Origin of the sequence: Roseibium sp. HPY-6, from assembly GCF_040530035.1 — a bacterium.
Lineage (GTDB): Bacteria > Pseudomonadota > Alphaproteobacteria > Rhizobiales > Stappiaceae > Roseibium.
In genome coordinates this window covers 601,335-618,594 of record NZ_JBEWCD010000002.1, presented here as the reverse complement: position 1 = coordinate 618,594, position 17,260 = coordinate 601,335, and the positions used below count along the sequence as shown (strand labels likewise).

Annotated in this window: 19 protein-coding genes and 1 tRNA gene; 4 read left to right on the top strand and 16 right to left on the bottom strand. The window is 57.1% G+C overall.

The window, feature by feature from the left end; all coding sequences use genetic code 11:
- Positions 1 to 32: 32 nt before the first annotated feature.
- From ABVF61_RS14265 to ABVF61_RS14190, 16 genes are all read right to left on the bottom strand, one after another.
- Complete coding sequence (locus ABVF61_RS14265) at positions 33 to 1,178, bottom strand: divergent polysaccharide deacetylase family protein (protein ID WP_353994214.1); 1,146 nt, start codon at positions 1,176 to 1,178, stop codon at positions 33 to 35.
- Between the two features lie 110 nt (positions 1,179 to 1,288).
- Positions 1,289 to 2,617, bottom strand: a complete 1,329-nt coding sequence (locus tag ABVF61_RS14260; protein ID WP_353994213.1) for a S41 family peptidase — start codon at positions 2,615 to 2,617, stop codon at positions 1,289 to 1,291.
- Positions 2,614 to 4,005, bottom strand: coding sequence for a murein hydrolase activator EnvC family protein (locus tag ABVF61_RS14255; RefSeq protein ID WP_353994212.1), 1,392 nt, complete (start codon positions 4,003 to 4,005; stop codon positions 2,614 to 2,616). The genes ABVF61_RS14260 and ABVF61_RS14255 overlap by 4 nt, the downstream gene beginning before the upstream one ends.
- Before the next feature lie 276 nt (positions 4,006 to 4,281).
- A complete protein-coding gene (locus ABVF61_RS14250; RefSeq protein WP_353994211.1) occupies positions 4,282 to 4,782 on the bottom strand; it encodes a GNAT family N-acetyltransferase in 501 nt (166 codons plus the stop codon).
- 44 nt (positions 4,783 to 4,826) lie between these two features.
- Complete coding sequence (rlmH, locus tag ABVF61_RS14245) at positions 4,827 to 5,309, bottom strand: 23S rRNA (pseudouridine(1915)-N(3))-methyltransferase RlmH (protein WP_353994210.1); 483 nt, start codon at positions 5,307 to 5,309, stop codon at positions 4,827 to 4,829.
- 118 nt (positions 5,310 to 5,427) lie between these two features.
- Entirely contained in the window at positions 5,428 to 5,838 is a 411-nt protein-coding gene (gene rsfS, locus ABVF61_RS14240; RefSeq protein ID WP_353994209.1) for a ribosome silencing factor, read from the bottom strand.
- Positions 5,839 to 6,044: 206 nt separating this feature from the next.
- Positions 6,045 to 6,677, bottom strand: coding sequence for a nicotinate-nucleotide adenylyltransferase (locus tag ABVF61_RS14235; RefSeq protein ID WP_353994208.1), 633 nt, complete (start codon positions 6,675 to 6,677; stop codon positions 6,045 to 6,047).
- Positions 6,674 to 7,954: a glutamate-5-semialdehyde dehydrogenase gene (locus tag ABVF61_RS14230; RefSeq protein ID WP_353994207.1), complete on the bottom strand. Its 1,281-nt coding sequence runs from the start codon at positions 7,952 to 7,954 to the stop codon at positions 6,674 to 6,676. Before ABVF61_RS14230 ends, ABVF61_RS14235 begins: the two co-directional genes overlap by 4 nt.
- 52 nt (positions 7,955 to 8,006) lie before the next feature.
- Entirely contained in the window at positions 8,007 to 9,152 is a 1,146-nt protein-coding gene (gene proB / locus ABVF61_RS14225) for a glutamate 5-kinase (protein ID WP_353994206.1), read from the bottom strand.
- Entirely contained in the window at positions 9,152 to 10,198 is a 1,047-nt protein-coding gene (obgE, locus tag ABVF61_RS14220; protein ID WP_353994205.1) for a GTPase ObgE, read from the bottom strand. Before obgE ends, proB begins: the two co-directional genes overlap by 1 nt.
- A 47-nt stretch (positions 10,199 to 10,245) precedes the next feature.
- On the bottom strand, positions 10,246 to 10,791 hold the full coding sequence (locus tag ABVF61_RS14215) for a GNAT family N-acetyltransferase (RefSeq protein WP_353994204.1): 546 nt from the start codon (positions 10,789 to 10,791) through the stop codon (positions 10,246 to 10,248).
- Positions 10,791 to 11,330, bottom strand: coding sequence for a GNAT family N-acetyltransferase (locus tag ABVF61_RS14210; protein ID WP_353994203.1), 540 nt, complete (start codon positions 11,328 to 11,330; stop codon positions 10,791 to 10,793). Before ABVF61_RS14210 ends, ABVF61_RS14215 begins: the two co-directional genes overlap by 1 nt.
- Positions 11,327 to 11,896: a GNAT family N-acetyltransferase gene (locus tag ABVF61_RS14205; protein ID WP_353994202.1), complete on the bottom strand. Its 570-nt coding sequence runs from the start codon at positions 11,894 to 11,896 to the stop codon at positions 11,327 to 11,329. Before ABVF61_RS14205 ends, ABVF61_RS14210 begins: the two co-directional genes overlap by 4 nt.
- Positions 11,893 to 12,498 carry a GNAT family N-acetyltransferase gene (locus ABVF61_RS14200; protein ID WP_353994201.1) on the bottom strand — a complete coding sequence of 202 codons (606 nt, stop codon included), beginning with the start codon at positions 12,496 to 12,498 and terminating at the stop codon, positions 11,893 to 11,895. The genes ABVF61_RS14205 and ABVF61_RS14200 overlap by 4 nt, the downstream gene beginning before the upstream one ends.
- A 142-nt stretch (positions 12,499 to 12,640) precedes the next feature.
- Positions 12,641 to 12,910 carry a 50S ribosomal protein L27 gene (gene rpmA / locus ABVF61_RS14195; protein WP_299475865.1) on the bottom strand — a complete coding sequence of 90 codons (270 nt, stop codon included), beginning with the start codon at positions 12,908 to 12,910 and terminating at the stop codon, positions 12,641 to 12,643.
- Positions 12,911 to 12,965: 55 nt separating this feature from the next.
- Positions 12,966 to 13,661 carry a 50S ribosomal protein L21 gene (locus ABVF61_RS14190; RefSeq protein WP_353994200.1) on the bottom strand — a complete coding sequence of 232 codons (696 nt, stop codon included), beginning with the start codon at positions 13,659 to 13,661 and terminating at the stop codon, positions 12,966 to 12,968.
- A gap of 492 nt (positions 13,662 to 14,153) precedes the next feature.
- Here ABVF61_RS14190 and ABVF61_RS14185 point away from each other — a divergent pair.
- The 4 genes from ABVF61_RS14185 to ABVF61_RS14170 all read left to right on the top strand — a co-directional run bounded on the left by ABVF61_RS14185 (position 14,154) and on the right by ABVF61_RS14170 (position 17,068).
- Positions 14,154 to 14,243, top strand: a tRNA-Ser gene (locus tag ABVF61_RS14185).
- A gap of 267 nt (positions 14,244 to 14,510) precedes the next feature.
- A complete protein-coding gene (locus ABVF61_RS14180) occupies positions 14,511 to 15,080 on the top strand; it encodes a histidine phosphatase family protein (protein WP_353994199.1) in 570 nt (189 codons plus the stop codon).
- A 375-nt stretch (positions 15,081 to 15,455) separates the two neighbouring features.
- Entirely contained in the window at positions 15,456 to 16,139 is a 684-nt protein-coding gene (locus tag ABVF61_RS14175) for a glycosyltransferase family 29 protein (RefSeq protein WP_353994198.1), read from the top strand.
- 188 nt (positions 16,140 to 16,327) lie between these two features.
- Positions 16,328 to 17,068 (top strand): acylneuraminate cytidylyltransferase family protein, encoded by a 741-nt coding sequence (locus ABVF61_RS14170; RefSeq protein ID WP_353994197.1) that lies wholly within the window; start codon positions 16,328 to 16,330, stop codon positions 17,066 to 17,068.
- Positions 17,069 to 17,260 lie beyond the last annotated feature (192 nt).

Below are 17,260 nucleotides of genomic sequence, written 5' to 3'. Positions count from 1 at the left end.
CCTATCTGAAAATGCCCCCTGGAAGCGAAGGCCTATCTGTCAATCGTCGCACTGACCGGCACGAGCTGCAATCCGCGCTGTTCCAGATCCTTCACCCATTTTTCCAGTTGTCGAACGGTAACGGGCAAAGCCGAGCCCGCCGCGACGGCGACGCCTCTGGATCGTGCGATGCTTTCAAGCTGCAGCAGTTTTGCATCGATATTGTCTTCTCGCGGGACTTCATCGAGAACAACATCCACACCCGCAAAGGGCATCCTGAGACCAGCGGCCGTTTCGGCCGAAAGACTGCGCGACGACGTCCCGTTGTCAACGAACATCAATCCACGCGACTTCAGTTTTTCCAGCAGATATTGCATGGAAGGTTTGGTGGATGTGAACCGGGAACCCATGTCCGGTATCGTGCCCACATAATTGGTCACCCGCGTCAGCAAAAACGCAAGCCGGTCCAGCATTTCACTCGGTTGAAGGCTCACCAGAAGCGTGTGGGGTCCGGGGTCATTGTCCGGAAAATCGAAGGGTTCGAGCGGCAGTTGCAGAAGCAATTCATGACCTTTGGACCGTGCCTGTTGCATCCAAAGATCAAGATCGTCGCCATAAGGTGCCAGCGCAAGCGTGACGTCGGCGGGCAGCCGGTCGATCGCATGCTGCGTTCCGGTTTCGCTCAATCCCATGCCGTTGAGCACAACGGCAATCTTCGGGATCGATGTAAACTCGCGCACCACGGGCCGGGAATAAGCATCCAGCGGACGGACGCCGGCGTCGCTGATCTTGGGCAGGAAGCCATAGTCCGAGCGTTCGCTCACCCGTGTATCCGGTGTTGGCGACAACCCTTGGACCGGGCTGTCCGTGCCCTTTCCGTCCGGCCTTTCAACCATTTCATAGCGCGGCCCGAGAAGATCCTGATTGGAGCCCGGTCTCAAGTTCGGTCCGAGATCTCCGGTCAGACCCGGTCGGATTTCGACAACCTCGATGTCCTGGGACGTCACGCCTTCCACGGTGGCGTCAAGCGGAATGACTGCGACTGGTTCGCCGCCCAGGGGATCGTCGACAACCGCCACCCAGATAAGCGTCGTGGTAACAAAAACGCTTAATAGTCCGACACCGATGAGACCAAACGGCAGCCTGACCAGCCGCCGCTTGCCCATCCCTAAGGGAGCTGTGAGATCTTCGCTCGACATATCGTCCTGAGCCTTTGTTCCGGCAGGGCGCCGGACGCATTCTTGATTTAAGGATACGCAGAACGAGAACGGAGGCTCTGCGCGCCGGAGACCGGCGCGCAGGAAAAGTGTTAGTTTTTGACCGCAGCGCTATCGGGCACTGGCGGGAATGCGCTGTCTACCTTTTCTCCGCGCAGGAGATCAAGAGCAAGGTTCAGCTGCGTGTCGTCTTCGGGATCCGGCGGGACATAGGCCTGGCTGCCTGACTGTTCTTCACCGTCGGCTTCCAGATGGCCGCGCAGACCGGCTTCACCCCGTGTTTCCACACGGCCAACCAACTCTTCAGGGAGTTCTTGCAGGGACTCGATGTCCGGCACGATGCCCTTTGCCTGGATGGAGGTGCCAGACGGTGTGTAGTACCGCGCCGTTGTGAGACGTATCGCACCGTTTGCACCGAGCGGGATAATTGTCTGAACAGAGCCTTTGCCGAAGGACCGTGTGCCGAGGATCGTTGCCCTGCGGTGATCCTGAAGCGCGCCAGCAACAATTTCGGACGCTGACGCGGATCCGCCGTTCACAAGAATGATCACCGGCTTGCCATTGGTCAGGTCGCCCGAACGTGCATTGTAGCGCTGCGTTTCATCAGCTTCGCGGCCACGCGTCGAAACGATTTCTCCCCTATCGAGGAACGCATCCGACACTGCGATCGCCTGATCCAGAAGACCGCCCGGGTTGTTGCGCAGATCGATGACATAGCCTTTCAGCTTGTCTTCACCGATCTTGGCTGTTGTCTCCTCGATGCCCTTTTTCAGGCCATCATAGGTCTGCTCGTTGAACTGTGTCACCCGCACGTACCCGACATCTTCTTCCTCGCGCCAGCGCACGGACCGGATGCGGATAATGTCGCGCGTGATCGTGATGTCGAACGGCTCAGTACGTCCCTCGCGGCGGATCGTGACGATGATATCCGTGTTGACGGGACCACGCATTTTCTCAACGGCTTCATTGAGGGTCAGGCCCTGGACCTGCTCGCCATCGATGTAAGTGATCAGATCGCCCGCGAGGACACCGGCCTTTGCGGCGGGTGTTTCATCGATGGGCGACACGACCTTTACGAGACCTTCTTCCATCGTGACTTCGATGCCAAGTCCGCCAAATTCGCCGCGCGTCTGCACCTGCATGTCACGGAAGCTTTTCGGTGACATGTAGCTGGAATGCGGATCCAGCGAGGTCAGCATGCCGTTGATGGCGCTTTCGATCAGCTGCGCATCGTCCGGAACTTCCACATAATCGGACCGAACCCGCTCGAATACGTCGCCAAACAGGTTGAGTTGCCGATAGGTGTCGGTTGCAGCGGCATTCGCTGTTGCTGATACCTTGAGCGGCATCTGGGACATTGTCGTAACTGCCGCAGCCCCAACAAGGGCACCCACCAGCAGCAAGGAAGCTTTCCGTATCATCCGCGAGCCTTTTCTTCTTCTGTGCGTTCCCACCAGGGCGTGGGATCGATCGCACGGCCGTCCTTCCGAAATTCAACATATAGGATCGGCTGGGTCGAGCCCAAGCCGAACGTCGAGGCGCTTGCCCACTGGGTAGCGCCCATTACGCCAACCGGTTCCCCGGTAAGAACAAACTGCCCCAATTCCGCGTCTATCCGATCCATGCCGGCGAGGAGCACATGGTAGCCGTCGCCGGTATTCAGGATCAAGAGCTGCCCGAACGAACGGAACGGCCCGGAATAAACTACCCAGCCATCTGCTGGGGAAGTCACATTAGACCCCGGCCTTGTGGCGATAGATTGACCTTCCGTCAAACCACCGAATTCATCTTCCTGACCGAAATCCTTCAGTAACGTTCCTGCAACCGGCTGCGGCAACCTGCCCTTAGCTTCGTCAAACGATATCTCCGGAGCAAGCCTTCCGGGGTCTGCAAAGGGATCAACATTGCGCGAGGCGTCGCGTTTTGCATTCAGCGCAGCCTGCCTGGATTTTTCTGCTGCGACCTGTGCGCTCTCGATTTCCGCTTCGAGATTTGCGATCAACTCCTGCAGAGAACCTGCCTGTTCCGCCAACTCAGCCGCGCGTTTTTTCTCCTCTTCAAGCACCTGGACTGATTGCAGATGTTCCTGTCTTTTGGCGCTTAAAAGAAGTTCCAGCCGCGACTTTTCCTCAGCCAATCGCATTGCGTCGCCGCGAAGACGGTTTTTCTCCTCGGCAATAACCGACTTAAGCCGCTGTAATTCTTCCAGATCTGCCGCGAGCGCCTCGGTTTCGACCTTCAGTTCCGGCATCACCGCATTAAGAAGTATCGCGCTTCGCACGGCTGACAAGGCGTCACTTGGGCGCACTGCAAGAGCTGGAGGCGGCCGTTTTCCGATTCGCTGAAGCGCAGCAAGCACTTCGGCCAGAATGTCCCGGCGGGCAATCAGAGAGAGCCGAACGGCATCCTCGTTTTCGCCAAGGCTCATCAACCGGCGTTCCGTATCAGTCAGCTCAGTTTCAAGACCCTTGATGGTATCCGAGGAACTGATGATCTTCGCGTTGAGTGTTTCCCGGTCGCGATCCAGTGCGCGTATTTCGCGCGCAATGGCATCCTGGCGATCCGACGACACCTCGATGTCCCTGGAAAGCGCCGCCAATTCCTCCTCACGCTCTTTCTTGCGTTCCAGAAACGCATCAATCTCGGAGGTTTCAGCGACCGGCGCCTCAGGCTGCTCATCGAGGCTTTCGCTTGAAAGAGACGGGGCGGGAGCGAGTATAAGGGCAAGCGCCACAAAACTCGGGACAGGCCCTGTTTTCCGCCACTTCCAAAATCCAGGACGCACTTTCCTGATGCGATCCGGTTTCAATTCTCGTCAGCTCCCAAAGGTTGCCCTTCCTGCGATACACAGTCTGCGTTAACGAAGCGTTTACACAGTTAACCGGATTGTTAATCCACCCATCGCAATAGCGCGTTCACGTGGCTTTGTCGCGACAAACTCCTGCTTTCATACCGGTTAAGTGCGGAATACGGCGAGATACGGGCAAAATCGTGTTTTCTTGCCCTTTTGCCTGGTTAACAATATTTAATGTTGACGGCTGTGGAACAAACATTTGCGCGCCGCTTTGGAGGATTTGCAAGCTTCTTACGCGCGGGTGTAGCGGTAAACCTGATCCCCTGGATCAGGGCGCGCCGCGTCCGCATCCAGCACCCCACCGAGCCTTTCAGCAAGGCGGCGTGAGCGAATATTGCCGGCATCCATATAGCTTACAAATGTCACCAGGCTCAGTTGCTCGAATGCCCAGTCGCGCATAACCGCCGCCGCTTCATAGGCGACACCTTTGCCTTCGGCGCGCTCATAGACAAACCATCCAAGTTCATGTTCCGGGAAGAGCGGGCCGTGATTGAGACCGACCTGACCGAGACACTCGGCTGTCTGACGGTCTTCGATCATCAAGGCGCCGTGACCCATCAACGCCCACTGGCCGGCGTCATGACAGAACATGCCCCAGGCCTTCTCCCTGGACATGGGGCCACCCATAAACCTTGCACGCACTGACCGCATAAGGCCCGCATAGTCCGGCCAGTCCTCCAGTGTCATCGGCCGCAATGCGAACCGCTCCGTCAAAAGCGTGGGTGTTTGCATGGCAAAATGGTCCGTGCTTGACATCAAACATTGCCCGGGCGCGTTCACGCCCTGTGATATGGATGCCCCGATTGAATTGTCATGGCCCTGTAGATCTGCTCCGCGAGTAGAATACGGGCAATCTGATGCGGCCAGGTCATGGCTCCCAGAGCCAGTTTCAGATCGGCGCGGGAAAGCACGTCCTGACCGTGCCCATCCGCCCCGCCGATTGCGAATACGATTTCCGGAACACTGTCATTCCGCCAGTTTTCCAGTTTTCGGCTGAAGTCTTTGCTTGTCAGATGACGACCGTTTTCGTCGAGCGTGACGAGCTTTGCGCCGTTCGAAAGAGAATTCAACAGCGCCGCGGCTTCTTCATTTTTCCGCTCCGAGGCACGCTGCGCACGGCTCTCGGCCATTTCATTCAAGGTAATTTCCGAAACGCCAAGCGCGCGCCCTGTCTTGCGAGCACGGTCGATATACCGGTCAAGCAAGTCCTTGTCCGCACCGGCCTTCATCCTACCGATACAGGAGAGTGTGAAGCGCATAAGGTCCCCGCCGGATGTCCATCCGGTCTTTACTACCGCATCGTGGCCCGCGCGGACCAGGCTTCTCTCAGATCAGCCTGCTTTCAAGATACGCCTCGAAAGCAGGATCTTTTCCGGCTCAGCCTATGTATTGCGGCGCATCGTCCGTTTCGGGTGCCCACATCTTTTCCAGATTGTAGAATCCGCGAACTTCAGGACGGAAAATATGTACGATGACATCACCTGCATCGATCAGAACCCAGTCGCATGTGTTCTGACCTTCAACCGTTGCCTTGCCGGCACCGGCCGCTTTCAGATCCTTCAGCAAATGATCCGCAATTGCACCCACATGGCGGTGGGAACGTCCGGACACAATTACCATGTGATCCGCAAGGGAACTTTTGCCAGTGATGTCGAGAGTTACCAGGTCCTCAGCTTTCGAGTCTTCCAGACTGCTCAGAACCGTATCGAGGAGACCTGCCGCAAGATCAGCGCTTACGGAAGCCTGCAGAGGAGTGGACAATTCTGTCCGCCCACTTTCAAAGGTCATGGTCAGGTGTAGTGCCTTTCGCCGTTTGTGCCGTCCCGCTACCAACGTCGTCACGAACCAGATAGTTCGGCTTCATACGTCACCCGTTTTGGATGCAGGACCGGTTGACCGTACCTCGGCCGCGCTCTTCGCGACCGACCCTATAATACCGCTTCCCGTTTGGCATTTTCAAGACAACGGTTTTTCATCGTTAATTTTGTCAATATTCAAGCACGTAAATTTCGCAGATCCGTTGAGGACGTTCGATCAAGCGCCGTGTGCAAAAATGTCCAGATCGGTGGCTTCATATCCGGCAGCAGTTTTGCGTCTTCTTCCGGAAGCCTATATTTTTCATAAGCTTTTGCCATTGGCGACCAAAGGGCCGAAAGCGACGCACCGGGTCTGTCTACAATGGCAACCGGTATGGAGCCGACAATCGTCCGCCAATCCTGCCAGCGATGAAAACTGCCAAGATTGTCAGCACCCATGACCCAAACGAATCGCAAGGACGGGCGCTTTGCTCTCAGCGCCATGATCGTTTTCGCCGTGTAAGGTGTCCCAAGGACTGTCTCATAGGCCGTAATTTTCATGCGCGGATGATCGGCAACGGCGCTTGTCATGTGAAGCCGCATTTCAAGGGGCGCCAAATCCGCATGACTTTTCAGCGGATTGCCGGGCGTAACGAACCACCAGACCTGGTCGAGACCAAGACGCTTTATAACCGTCTCCGCAACAAGCTTGTGTCCGGAATGCGGAGGATTGAACGAGCCTCCGAATATTCCGATACGATTGCCGGGCTCGGCATGCGGAAGTTTCAGCCAATCACCGCCGATGTCCTGCCCGAATGCGATGGGGTTCATGGGCGCGTCTGACCTGTCCCATGCACCTTGTATTTGAAACTGGTGAGCTGCTCGACGCCGACAGGGCCGCGCGCGTGCATCCGCCCAGTCGCGATACCGATTTCCGCGCCCATGCCGAATTCGCCACCGTCGGCGAACTGGGTCGATGCGTTGTGCAGAACAATTGCTGAATCCACTTCGGCCTGGAAACGTGCCGCAGCATCGCCGTCTTCCGTCAGGATGCAATCCGTATGGTTCGATCCGTAAGTGGCGATATGGTCCATCGCCGCATCAAGGTCGGGCACGACCTTGACCGACAGAATCATGTCCAGATACTCGGTGGACCAGTCCTGTTCGCTTGCCGGAATGACGTTTTCACAAATGTCACGGACCACATCACAACCACGAATTTCGCAATTCCGGTCCTGCAAAGCCTTCACGATCGCAGGCATATGGCTGTGTGCGACCTGTTCATCGACAAGCAGCGTTTCAAGCGCACCGCAAATGCCGGTGCGGCGAAGCTTCGAGTTGACCACAATGTCGATCGACTGGGACAAGTCGGCCTCTTTGTCGAGGAATATGTGCACCAACCCCTCAAGATGAGCAAAAACCGGGACGCGGGCTTCCGTTTGAACGCGTTCGACAAGACTGCGGCCGCCCCGGGGGACGATGACATCGAGATTGCCGCCAAGCCCCTTCAGCATATCACCTACTGCCGCCCTGTCGGTCACAGGCACAATCTGGATGGCATCTTCCGGCAGACCGGCCTCCTTCAGGCCGTTCTGAAGCGCCGCATGGATTGCCCGATTGGAATGGATCGTATCCGAGCCGCCTCGCAGGACCACCGCATTGCCGGCCTTCAGGCAAAGCGCGCCGGCATCCGCCGTTACATTCGGGCGGCTTTCGTAGATCACCCCGATGACGCCAAGGGGCGTGCGCACCCGCTCAATCTTCAAACCGTTGGGGCGTTCCCAGGCCGCAATGACACTGCCGACCGGATCTTCCAGGGCGACAATATCTTCGAGCGCGTTTGCAATCGCCTCGATCCGCTCTTCATTCAGGGTGCCCCGATCAAGAAAGGCCGCCGTCTGGCCATTGGCCTTCATCGCCTCAACATCACGTGCATTGCCTGCGAGGATGTCCGCGGTTGCGAGCCTGACTGCCTGTGCCATCTCACGAAGGGCTCTGTCTTTCTGTTCCGCTGGAGCGGTGGCAAGAACCCTGCCGGCAGCGCGGGCGCGCTGCCCGATCTCTGCCATGAGATCCTCGGTCGTTCTGGCCTCAACCACTTCCAGCATTGTCGTTTACTCCCAAAAAGGCGGCTCTTCAGAGCCGTTCTACCGTCGCGTTTTAGCGCGTTCCGTTTAAAAACGCATCCTCAAGTACGAGATCGTCCCGGTGGATCATCTCCGCACGTCCCGGGTAGCCGACGATTGCCTCGATCTCGCGGCTGTTCCGTCCCGCGATCAGGCGGGCTTCATCAACATCATAAGCAACGAGCCCGCGGCCGATCGTGCGTCCGTCGGGGCTGAGCAGCGTGATGGCATCGCCGCGCGAAAACGTTCCGGATACCGCCGTCACGCCAGCCGGCAGAAGGCTCTTGCCGGATTTCAGCGCCCTAACGGCGCCCTCGTCCAGAGAAATGTTGCCGCGCGGTTCAAGATGGCCGCCGATCCAGGCCTTGCGCGCGCTCGAAGGTGTTGCCAGGGCCGGAAACCATGTGCCGCGGCCACCCTCATGCAGACGCTTGAGCGGGTTCAGTTCCTTGCCGGACGTAATTACCATGGATGTACCGGCGGCCGTCGCGATTTTCCCTGCGTCGATCTTTGTTTTCATGCCGCCGCGGGACAGTTCCGACCCGGCACTGCCCGCCATGGCTTCAATTTCAGAAGTGATGCGCGGGACTTCGGGCAGGAATACCGCCTCCGGGTTCTGCGCGGGAGGGGCCGTATACAGCCCGTCGATATCCGACAGAAGGACCAGACAGTCCGCGCTGGCCATCGTAGCGACGCGCGCAGCAAGCCGGTCATTGTCGCCATAGCGGATTTCGGAGGTCGCTACAGAATCGTTTTCGTTGATGATCGGAACGGCTCTCATCTTCAAAAGCATGCCGATCGTCGCCCGCGCATTGAGGTAACGTCGCCTTTCTTCGGTATCTCCAAGGGTCAGCAGGATCTGTCCGGCCTTTTTGCCTTGCTGGCCGAGGACATCGGCATAAGCCTGCGCAAGTGCGATCTGACCCGCCGCGGCAGCCGCCTGGCTTTCCTCCAACTTGAGCGGGCCTTGCGGCAATCCAAGAACACCGCGTCCGAGGGCAATCGAACCGGATGACACGATCAAGACCTCTGATTGCGCCTCGGAGAGCATGACGATATCGCTCACCAGCGCTTCCAGCCAGGTGCGTTTCAGCTCGCCACGTTCCACCAGCAAGGCAGAACCGATCTTCACGACAATACGCTTGTAGCGGCCGAGACTGCGGGACAGGTCGGTTGCCATCAGGGATGCCACCCCTCCTGTTCTGGCGCCGGAACCTGATTGGCGGCTTCTTCCTTGTCCCTGTCGATAGCACGCACAATCATGCGCAATGCGCGATCCACATTCAGACCGCTCGCCGATGACAGGATAAGGGGCTTTTGACCGCAGGCGACTTCGAGCGCCGTCGCTTTTTCCGCGATCATGTCCTCCGTAAGAGCGTCGCACTTGGAGAGCGCCACGATTTCAGGCTTTTCGGTAAGACCTGCGCCATAGGCATCCAGTTCACCGCGCACAACCTTGTAGGCTTCACCGGGATCTTCCAGCCCCGAGCCATCAACCAGATGCAAGAGAACCCGCGTTCTCTCCACGTGACCGAGAAAGCGGTCGCCAAGGCCAGTTCCTTCGTGCGCGCCTTCGATCAGGCCGGGAATATCAGCCATCGCAAAACTGTGCCCGTCGATCTGGACAATGCCAAGATTGGGATGGAGCGTCGTGAACGGATAGTCGGCAATCTTCGGTTTTGCCGCAGAGACAGTGGCCAGAAATGTCGACTTTCCCGCATTCGGAAGCCCGACAAGACCCGCATCGGCAATGAGTTTCAGGCGCAGCCAAACCCATTTCTCTTCGCCTTCAAGCCCGGGGTTGGCACGCCGCGGCGCCTGATTGACCGACGACTTGAAATGCGCATTGCCAAAGCCGCCATTGCCGCCCTTGAGAAGGTGGACACGCTGGCCGAGTTCGGTCAGGTCGGCAATCAGCGTCTCGTTGTCGTCTTCCAGGATCTGGGTTCCGACGGGGACCTTCAGCACCACATCCTTGCCATGCGCACCGGTGCGGTTCCGGCCCATGCCGTGAATGCCGGTTTCGGCCTTGAAATGCTGCTTGTAGCGATAGTCGATGAGCGTGTTCAAACCATCGACGCATTCAACGATCACATCGCCGCCCTTGCCGCCGTCACCGCCGTCAGGCCCGCCATATTCAATGTATTTTTCACGCCGGAACGAGACACAGCCAGCGCCGCCATTGCCGGATCGCACGTAGATCTTGGCCTGATCGAGGAATTTCATTGTTCTTCTCTTTTGTATCCTGTTGTCAGGCCATGACCTTTCAAAGGTCAAAGACCGCGCATAAAGTCCGCTCGTGTCATTTCGCTTCTGATGGCAGGCAACGTTTCACCGCGTGATACGCTTGCGCAATTGACTTCGCCGACAGGGCGAAATCCGGTTCTTTCCATCACCTTGATCGAAGCCGGGTTTTCCATCATGGCTTCACAGGCAAGCCGTTCATGGATCGTGTTTTCAAACACCCAGCCGATCGCTGCATTCAAGGCTTCGCTCATGAACCCCTTGCCCCAGTAGGCTCGCCCCAGCCAATAGCCGATCTCGGGGGTCCCCTGCAACTTTTTGAAGCCCAAGCCGCCGATCAATTCGCCTTCATGGTCAATGTGAAAGCCGAGTTCGTCTGCTTCCGCAAGATTTTCCCAGCGAGCAACGGACCTTTCCAGATACTGACGTCCCTGTTCAAGGTCGTATGGATAGGGGACCCGTGAGAGCATCTTGGCGACCTGGTAATCGCCAAGGAGTTCTGCGCATCGGTCGATATCGTCGGCATGCGGTGGTCTTAACACCAGGCGTCCGGTTTCAAGCACAGGGGTTTGCATCACGCAGTTTCCCCTGCCACGAATTCTTCCCTACTGAGAAACACCCTGGTGGATGCCATGACTTTTCCGCGTGCGCGCACATTCAGTTCACGGGCAACACCATGTCCGAAACCGAGCTTGGTCAGAACACTCATGGATGCAGGGTTCTCGTCCAGAGCGCCCGACTCAATCACTTGAGCGTCGGACACCGAAAAGAACCAATCCAATGCCGTGCGGGCAGCTTCCGTCATATAGCCGCGCCCCCAATAGGGCTCTCCAAGCCAATATCCCAGTAATGGGTCGGTACCCGGACAGCGAAACGAGACCGCGCCGATCAGACCGGTGCCGTCGTCAATTGCAAATGCACATTCGCCTGCCTTGTCATCGGATGCGATCTGACCGAGCCACCAGCCGGCATCATCCAGTGTGTAGGGATATGGCACCACAGACAGCATCTTGGAGACTTCATAGTTTCCTATCAATTGAAACAGCCGTTCAGCGTCCGACTCAGCAGGCGGGCGCAGTGTCAGACGCTTCGACTTCAGAACAACGGGTTTCATGCCGGCACCCGCTGTTTCTCAAAATCGGCCTGCGACAGGCGAACAACAACGTTCGAAACCCTTCGGTCAAGCGGTTTGGCGAAGCGTTCCGTGATGGAGTAAGGCTTGAACCCGACCTTGCGCAGAAGCGCGCGCGAACGTGTGTTTTCCTCGTAGGCGCGGGCAGCAATCACATCGGTCGCAAAGGCCCCGAAGGCCCAGTCGAGCGCAGCCTCGACGGCTTCACGGGCGTATCCGTGCCCTTGAAATGCGCGTCCGATCCAGTATCCGATCGTCGGCGCGTTCGGCAATTCCTTGAGGTCACCGGGTGCTTCGACCGCGACAACACCGATAAACACACCCCCAAGGGTGATCGCAAATACAGCTTCCGTCTCCAATGGATCCTGCTCAATAACGGTGTCCAGAAAAGCTTCAGCGGATCCGTCCTCATAGGGCCACGAAAAAGACGTCAGCCAGCGGGCGACCTGAAAGTCCTTCCCGGCAAGTTCAATCACTGCCTCAGTGTCTCCTAGCGAAATCGGCCGCAAAACCAGGCGTCGTGTTCTCAACTCAGGTAAATGTGTCATCGTCCTTGCCCCCAACCTTTCAAAGACTTCCAAACTGTTTTTTCCAAAACGTACCGTTCGATCGGCACGGACCCGCCGGCGCCGACAGACCTGATCATGGCCTGATCCCGGTACTGGAAACCGGACTTGACCAGCACACGGCGCGATGCCGGATTGGTCACGCGGCAGGATCCCTGAAGTTCTTCAATGTCGTTGTATGTAAAGGCATGGTCGACCAGCGCATGCACCGCTTCGGTCGCATACCCCAGCCCCCAGAATGGCTCGCCCAGCCAATAGCCGACATGCACGGCACCGTCTTCCTCGACGGCGGCATATTTTGCGACACCAATCAAGCGACCGGTGCTCTTGAGCCGGATAGCGAACATGGCCGAGTTTTCCCTGACCTGACCGGCCCGCGCGATCAGATTGCGGCCATTTTCCAAAGTAAAGGGATGGGGCAAGGCGGCAAGGTTCGCCGCGACTGTCTTGTTGTTGGCCAGAAATACCAGATCGGCCAGATCGTCCTTGCGCGGCTTGTCGAGCCGTACATGAACCGCTTCCTGCGGCAACGGGGCCGCGGTCAAACTGCTTTCGTCCAGCAATCCATCGCTTTCAACAACCATCATTTCCTCCAGTACAAACAAATCAAGGGAGAGATGGCGTCCCATCTCCCCCTTGGATCTTCGACTGGTCTTCTGGTTGCTGACCTGTCTCGAACTGCCGGGGTCTTACGGGACGCCGGCGTTTCGAAACTTCACGTCGGCTTTACTCCGCGGCTTCCGCCACTGGGACCACATTGATAAGTGTTCGTTTGTTGGCTGCCGCCTTAAACTGAACCTTGCCTTCTACGGTCGCGAAAATGGTGTGATCCTTACCCATGCCCACGCCGGTGCCCGGGTGCCACTGTGTGCCACGCTGACGAGCGATGATGTTGCCGGGAATCACGGATTCCCCGCCATACTTCTTGATGCCGAGACGGCGGCCAGCTGAGTCGCGGCCGTTGCGGGACGAGCCGCCTGCCTTCTTATGTGCCATCGTTAGAACTCCTCGTTCTTCGAATTCTTAAATCAACAGTCCTGAAACAGCGGCCTTAAGCGCCTGCAAGTTCCTTGGCCTGTTCAACCCAGTTGTCGCGCTCGATGCGGCCCTTGAAGTTCAGGACCTCGTCTACGCGGGCGATGTCTTCCGCAGAGAAGTTCACGATTTGCTCGTAGGTGGTGATGCCCAGAGCGTTCAGCTTCTTCTCAAGAACCGGGCCGACGCCGGAGATCTTTTTCAGATCGTCCTTGCCTTCCGGTGCGGCGAAGAGCGGCTCGACAGCTGCTTCTTCTTTTTTGTCTTCCTTCACCTCGGAAGCCTTTGGAGCTTCTTCAGTCTTCGGAGCCGCTTCAGCTTTCGGCGCTGCTTCGGATTCCTTTTCTTCAGCCTTCGGCGCAGCCTTTTTCGGCGCTGCCTTCTTGGCCGGTTTTGCGCCACCGGTCAGGATGTCCGTCACCTTGACAAGGGTGTAGGACTGGCGGTGGCCATTGCGGCGGCGGGAATTCTGGCGCCGGCGCTTCTTGAACACGATGATCTTGCGGCCACGGCCCTGATCGACCACTTCCGCAACGACGCTGGCGCCTTCCACAGTCGGAGCCCCAACAGTGGTATCCGCGCCGTTTCCAACCATCAGCACTTCGTCAAAGGTTACGGTGCTGCCGGCTTCGGCTTCGAGTTTTTCGACCTTCAAAAGGTCGTCTGCGGCAACAGTATACTGTTTGCCACCGGTTTTGATTACAGCGAACATGTCGCGCACGTCCTTCTTTTCGTTTTTGACACACCGGCACGACCATTCGGCCAAGAAACACCGGTTGCTTTCAGGTCGAACTCAAGGCGCCTGTCCCTCCGGACATCCGTCCGGTTGACAGGTCTTTGTGTCGGGTTGCGTGAAGCTTTAAGCCCGTCTGGCCTGGATCGACAAAGAAAACCCGAAAAAGATAAACTTTTCCGAGCCCGCGCAATATAACTCTCCGAAGCGTGGAGTCAAACGGAAATATGCCGAGCGCTGCGCGCCGTGCTCAGGCCTCGACCGCAGCTTCATCCCGTCGTAGCCTTCACCTTGAATAGATCAAACGGGCAGAGATTTGCCCTGCCAAGCAACAATCGCCGCTGGCCCAAAAGAACGCGCGGCACGCCACAACGAATCCGACTGTTCAAAGAATGCAAATCGGGTCTTGCGGTTGAAATGGAGCTTGTCTATGTTCCGCGCCACTTGAGACCCGTTTGTCGAAAGTGCCGCGGAGAGGTGCCGGAGTGGTTGAACGGGGCGGTCTCGAAAACCGTTGAGCGCGCAAGCGTTCCGGGGGTTCGAATCCCCCTCTCTCCGCCATTTCCAAAAGTATCCAGCCAGAACACATCGACAAGCGCCTGCACTGCTGGAAGAGTTTGTACGTCTTCCGGAGCATCCGGTTTTGACAATGCCGCCTGAAACATCATTTGAAGTCGATCTTGAAGATCGCGGTCCGGCACATTGGACCGCACCGTCGCCGGCATGGCCGTCAAGGCGACGAGCTCCCTCCGCCGCACAGATTGTCCGCCGAAGAACCGCCTGCTAGACAACGGTCCTGTACAGCGATCAGACATTTGAGCAGACAATATGCAGATTATATTGATGCGGCACGGTAAACCCGAACTCGATCTGGAATCATTGAAACAGCAGAAGGTTTCCGCCAGGCAAGTAGGCGAAATCGTCGCCAGCTACGAGTTTTCCGGACTGTCGTCAACGGCAACTCCGACGGAGGCAGCCAGCACTGTCGCCGATGAATGTTCAGCCGCTTTCAGCAGTGATCTGAAACGTGCAACGGATTCGATCCAGAAACTTGGGATCCAGGCCAAAACCACTTACGATCACGTGTTTCGAGAACCTGTCTTGCCGTATCTTGATTTGGGCTGGCCCAAATTCTCGTTTTTTACCTACTGCATTCTGTTTCGCGTGCTTTGGTTCCTTGGATTTTCAGCGAACGGAGAGTCCTACAATTCCGCCAAATGGCGCGCGCGAACCTGCGCCAAGATACTTCGAAAGAGTGCCAAAGAAGAAGGCCAAGTCCTGCTTCTTGGCCACGGAATGATGAATCGCCTCATTGCCCGTCAACTCAGAGGCAGGGGGTGGTACAACGCGCAAAACGGCGATGACGGGTATTGGTCTTTCACCGTTTTCCGAAAGTGAGCAATGTCTCTTCACGCGTTGCGGCAACGGCAGGCTCCCAGCCATGACGGCCTTTGGCCGTTATGGTGACTAGTCTCGCAACTTCCCTTGTTCGCTTTTGTCGCCGATTGACCCTTTTGATTTCTTGCTTTGATGCTGGCTCCTAAAACAGGTGCCTGCGATTTCGGATCTGTCATGTGCTTTGCTCCGTCCGGCCCCGACGGTGCCCAACGCGGTCGGCCTGGATCCTCCAGCGAATTTGCCCTGAAAATATCATTCGTTGCGCCCCCACCCTCTCAACACCGAGACAATACTTGTGCTCTTTACAGTTCTGTCTGATAAGGCGGTCAAAATTGATACCAAGACGTGGTTCACGTGGAGCGTTTCAGGACAAGAATGATCGACAGCAGCCTGTTGGCACGAAACCCCAAGACACTTGCAATCGTCGGAAACGGACCTGTCTCGCAGGAAAATGCCGCAGTAATCGATGAGGCCGATATCGTTCTGAGATTCAACAGAGCCACTTCGTGCGGCGCGGCCGGCAAGCGTGTGGACATTTTGATGATCAACCGCGCCCGCGTTTACATGAGCAAACGGATCAATCCCGTCGCCCTTCACCGCGCCAAGGAAGTCTGGATCAACGACATTGAAGAAAACGGGCAGGTCGACTGGCTGTTCGAACATGAATGCAAGCCGAAATATCTGGGCTTTGGTCCGCTGGAGAAGGCGCGCAACCACCTGGAACGCTACGCTGCGGGCCCTGATTTCCTGCCGACAACCGGCATTTGCGCCATCGCTGAACTGCTGGACATAAAACCGGAGGCGGAACTGCGCATGTTCGGCTTTACCCACCAGGGCATGCACACACATGACCTTGATGCGGAAAGAGACTGGATCAATGATCTTGTGAAAGAAGGACGGCTCAAGAAGTTCGATGCGAGCGGAGTTCCGGCTCGGCGCCCTTTTGCCGAAGAGGCGGAATTCTGGCTTCGGTTGACGGAAAAGCGCCTGAAGCACTACGTCCAGAACAAACTCATTCATTCCAGCGCCGAGACCAAAAAACGAATATACGGCGAATGAGACCCCTGCCTCCGCCAGCTTGTGGCCTCGACGCTAAGGCAACCTGCGCCGCGGAAATCCCGGCGTGTTTGCGTTGAAGAGGCGTGACCCAACCGCCCTTCCTGATTTGTCAGAATATATGCTAGACGGTGCGCAAACACCGGGCCACGCACGGATAACCGAAATCTCAACCGACAGAGAAAACAAGAATGAAAACGATCGCAATTATCCCTGCGCGAGGTGGTTCGAAGGGACTTCCGGGAAAGAACATCAAGCTTCTCGACGGACACCCCCTGATTGCCTATCCGATTTCGGCTGCGCGTCTCAGTGGAGCCTGCGATGAGATCATCGTCACAACGGATTCAGAAGAGATTGCGGACGTTGCCAGGCGTTACGGCGCCAGCGTCCCCTTCATCAGGCCGAGGGAACTGGCTCAGGACCTTTCGACGACGGAAGAAACACTCCAGCATGCGCTCGCGTCTTACGAAGAGCTTACAAACGAGACGTTTGATATCTGCGTGTTTCTGACGGCAACAGACATCTTCAGGAACCCGGCCTGGGTCAAACAGGCTGTAGATGCGCTCAAGAACGATCCAGACCTTGAGAGCGCATTTTCTGTTCACGGGACCCACAAGAACTACTGGATCAAGAACGATGGCGATGATGAAGGCTACAGCCGCCTGCAGGATTGGATGGCGTCTTATTCGTCGCGGCAGGTTCGAAAGAAGATCTACCGGGAAGATACCGGACTGACCTGCGCCAGCCGGGCCCATCTGTGGCGGAACGGACGCCGTATCGGCGATCGCATCTTGCCGATCATCAACGATCGCTCGGAAACGGGCCTGGATATTCACTCCGAGTTCGATTTCTTCCTCTGTGAGCAGGCAATTGCGTGGCTTAAAGCCAACGATCCGGACAATGCCCCGCAAATCATAGAGCCAGACCGCTGAGGTGTTTTCCGCACGGTTGCGTTCAGGCCGTTCCCGTGGTTAACAACAGCGCCGCACGACGGCCTTGAGCCAGAGGTACCGGTGCGACTGAGCGGACAGGCGCCCTGGCAAAAGGCAGGCCAGTGGCGCATCCCGGGAGCTCACCACGCGCACGCCCAACGACAAACAATTGACGATGGCTCGCCAGTAACA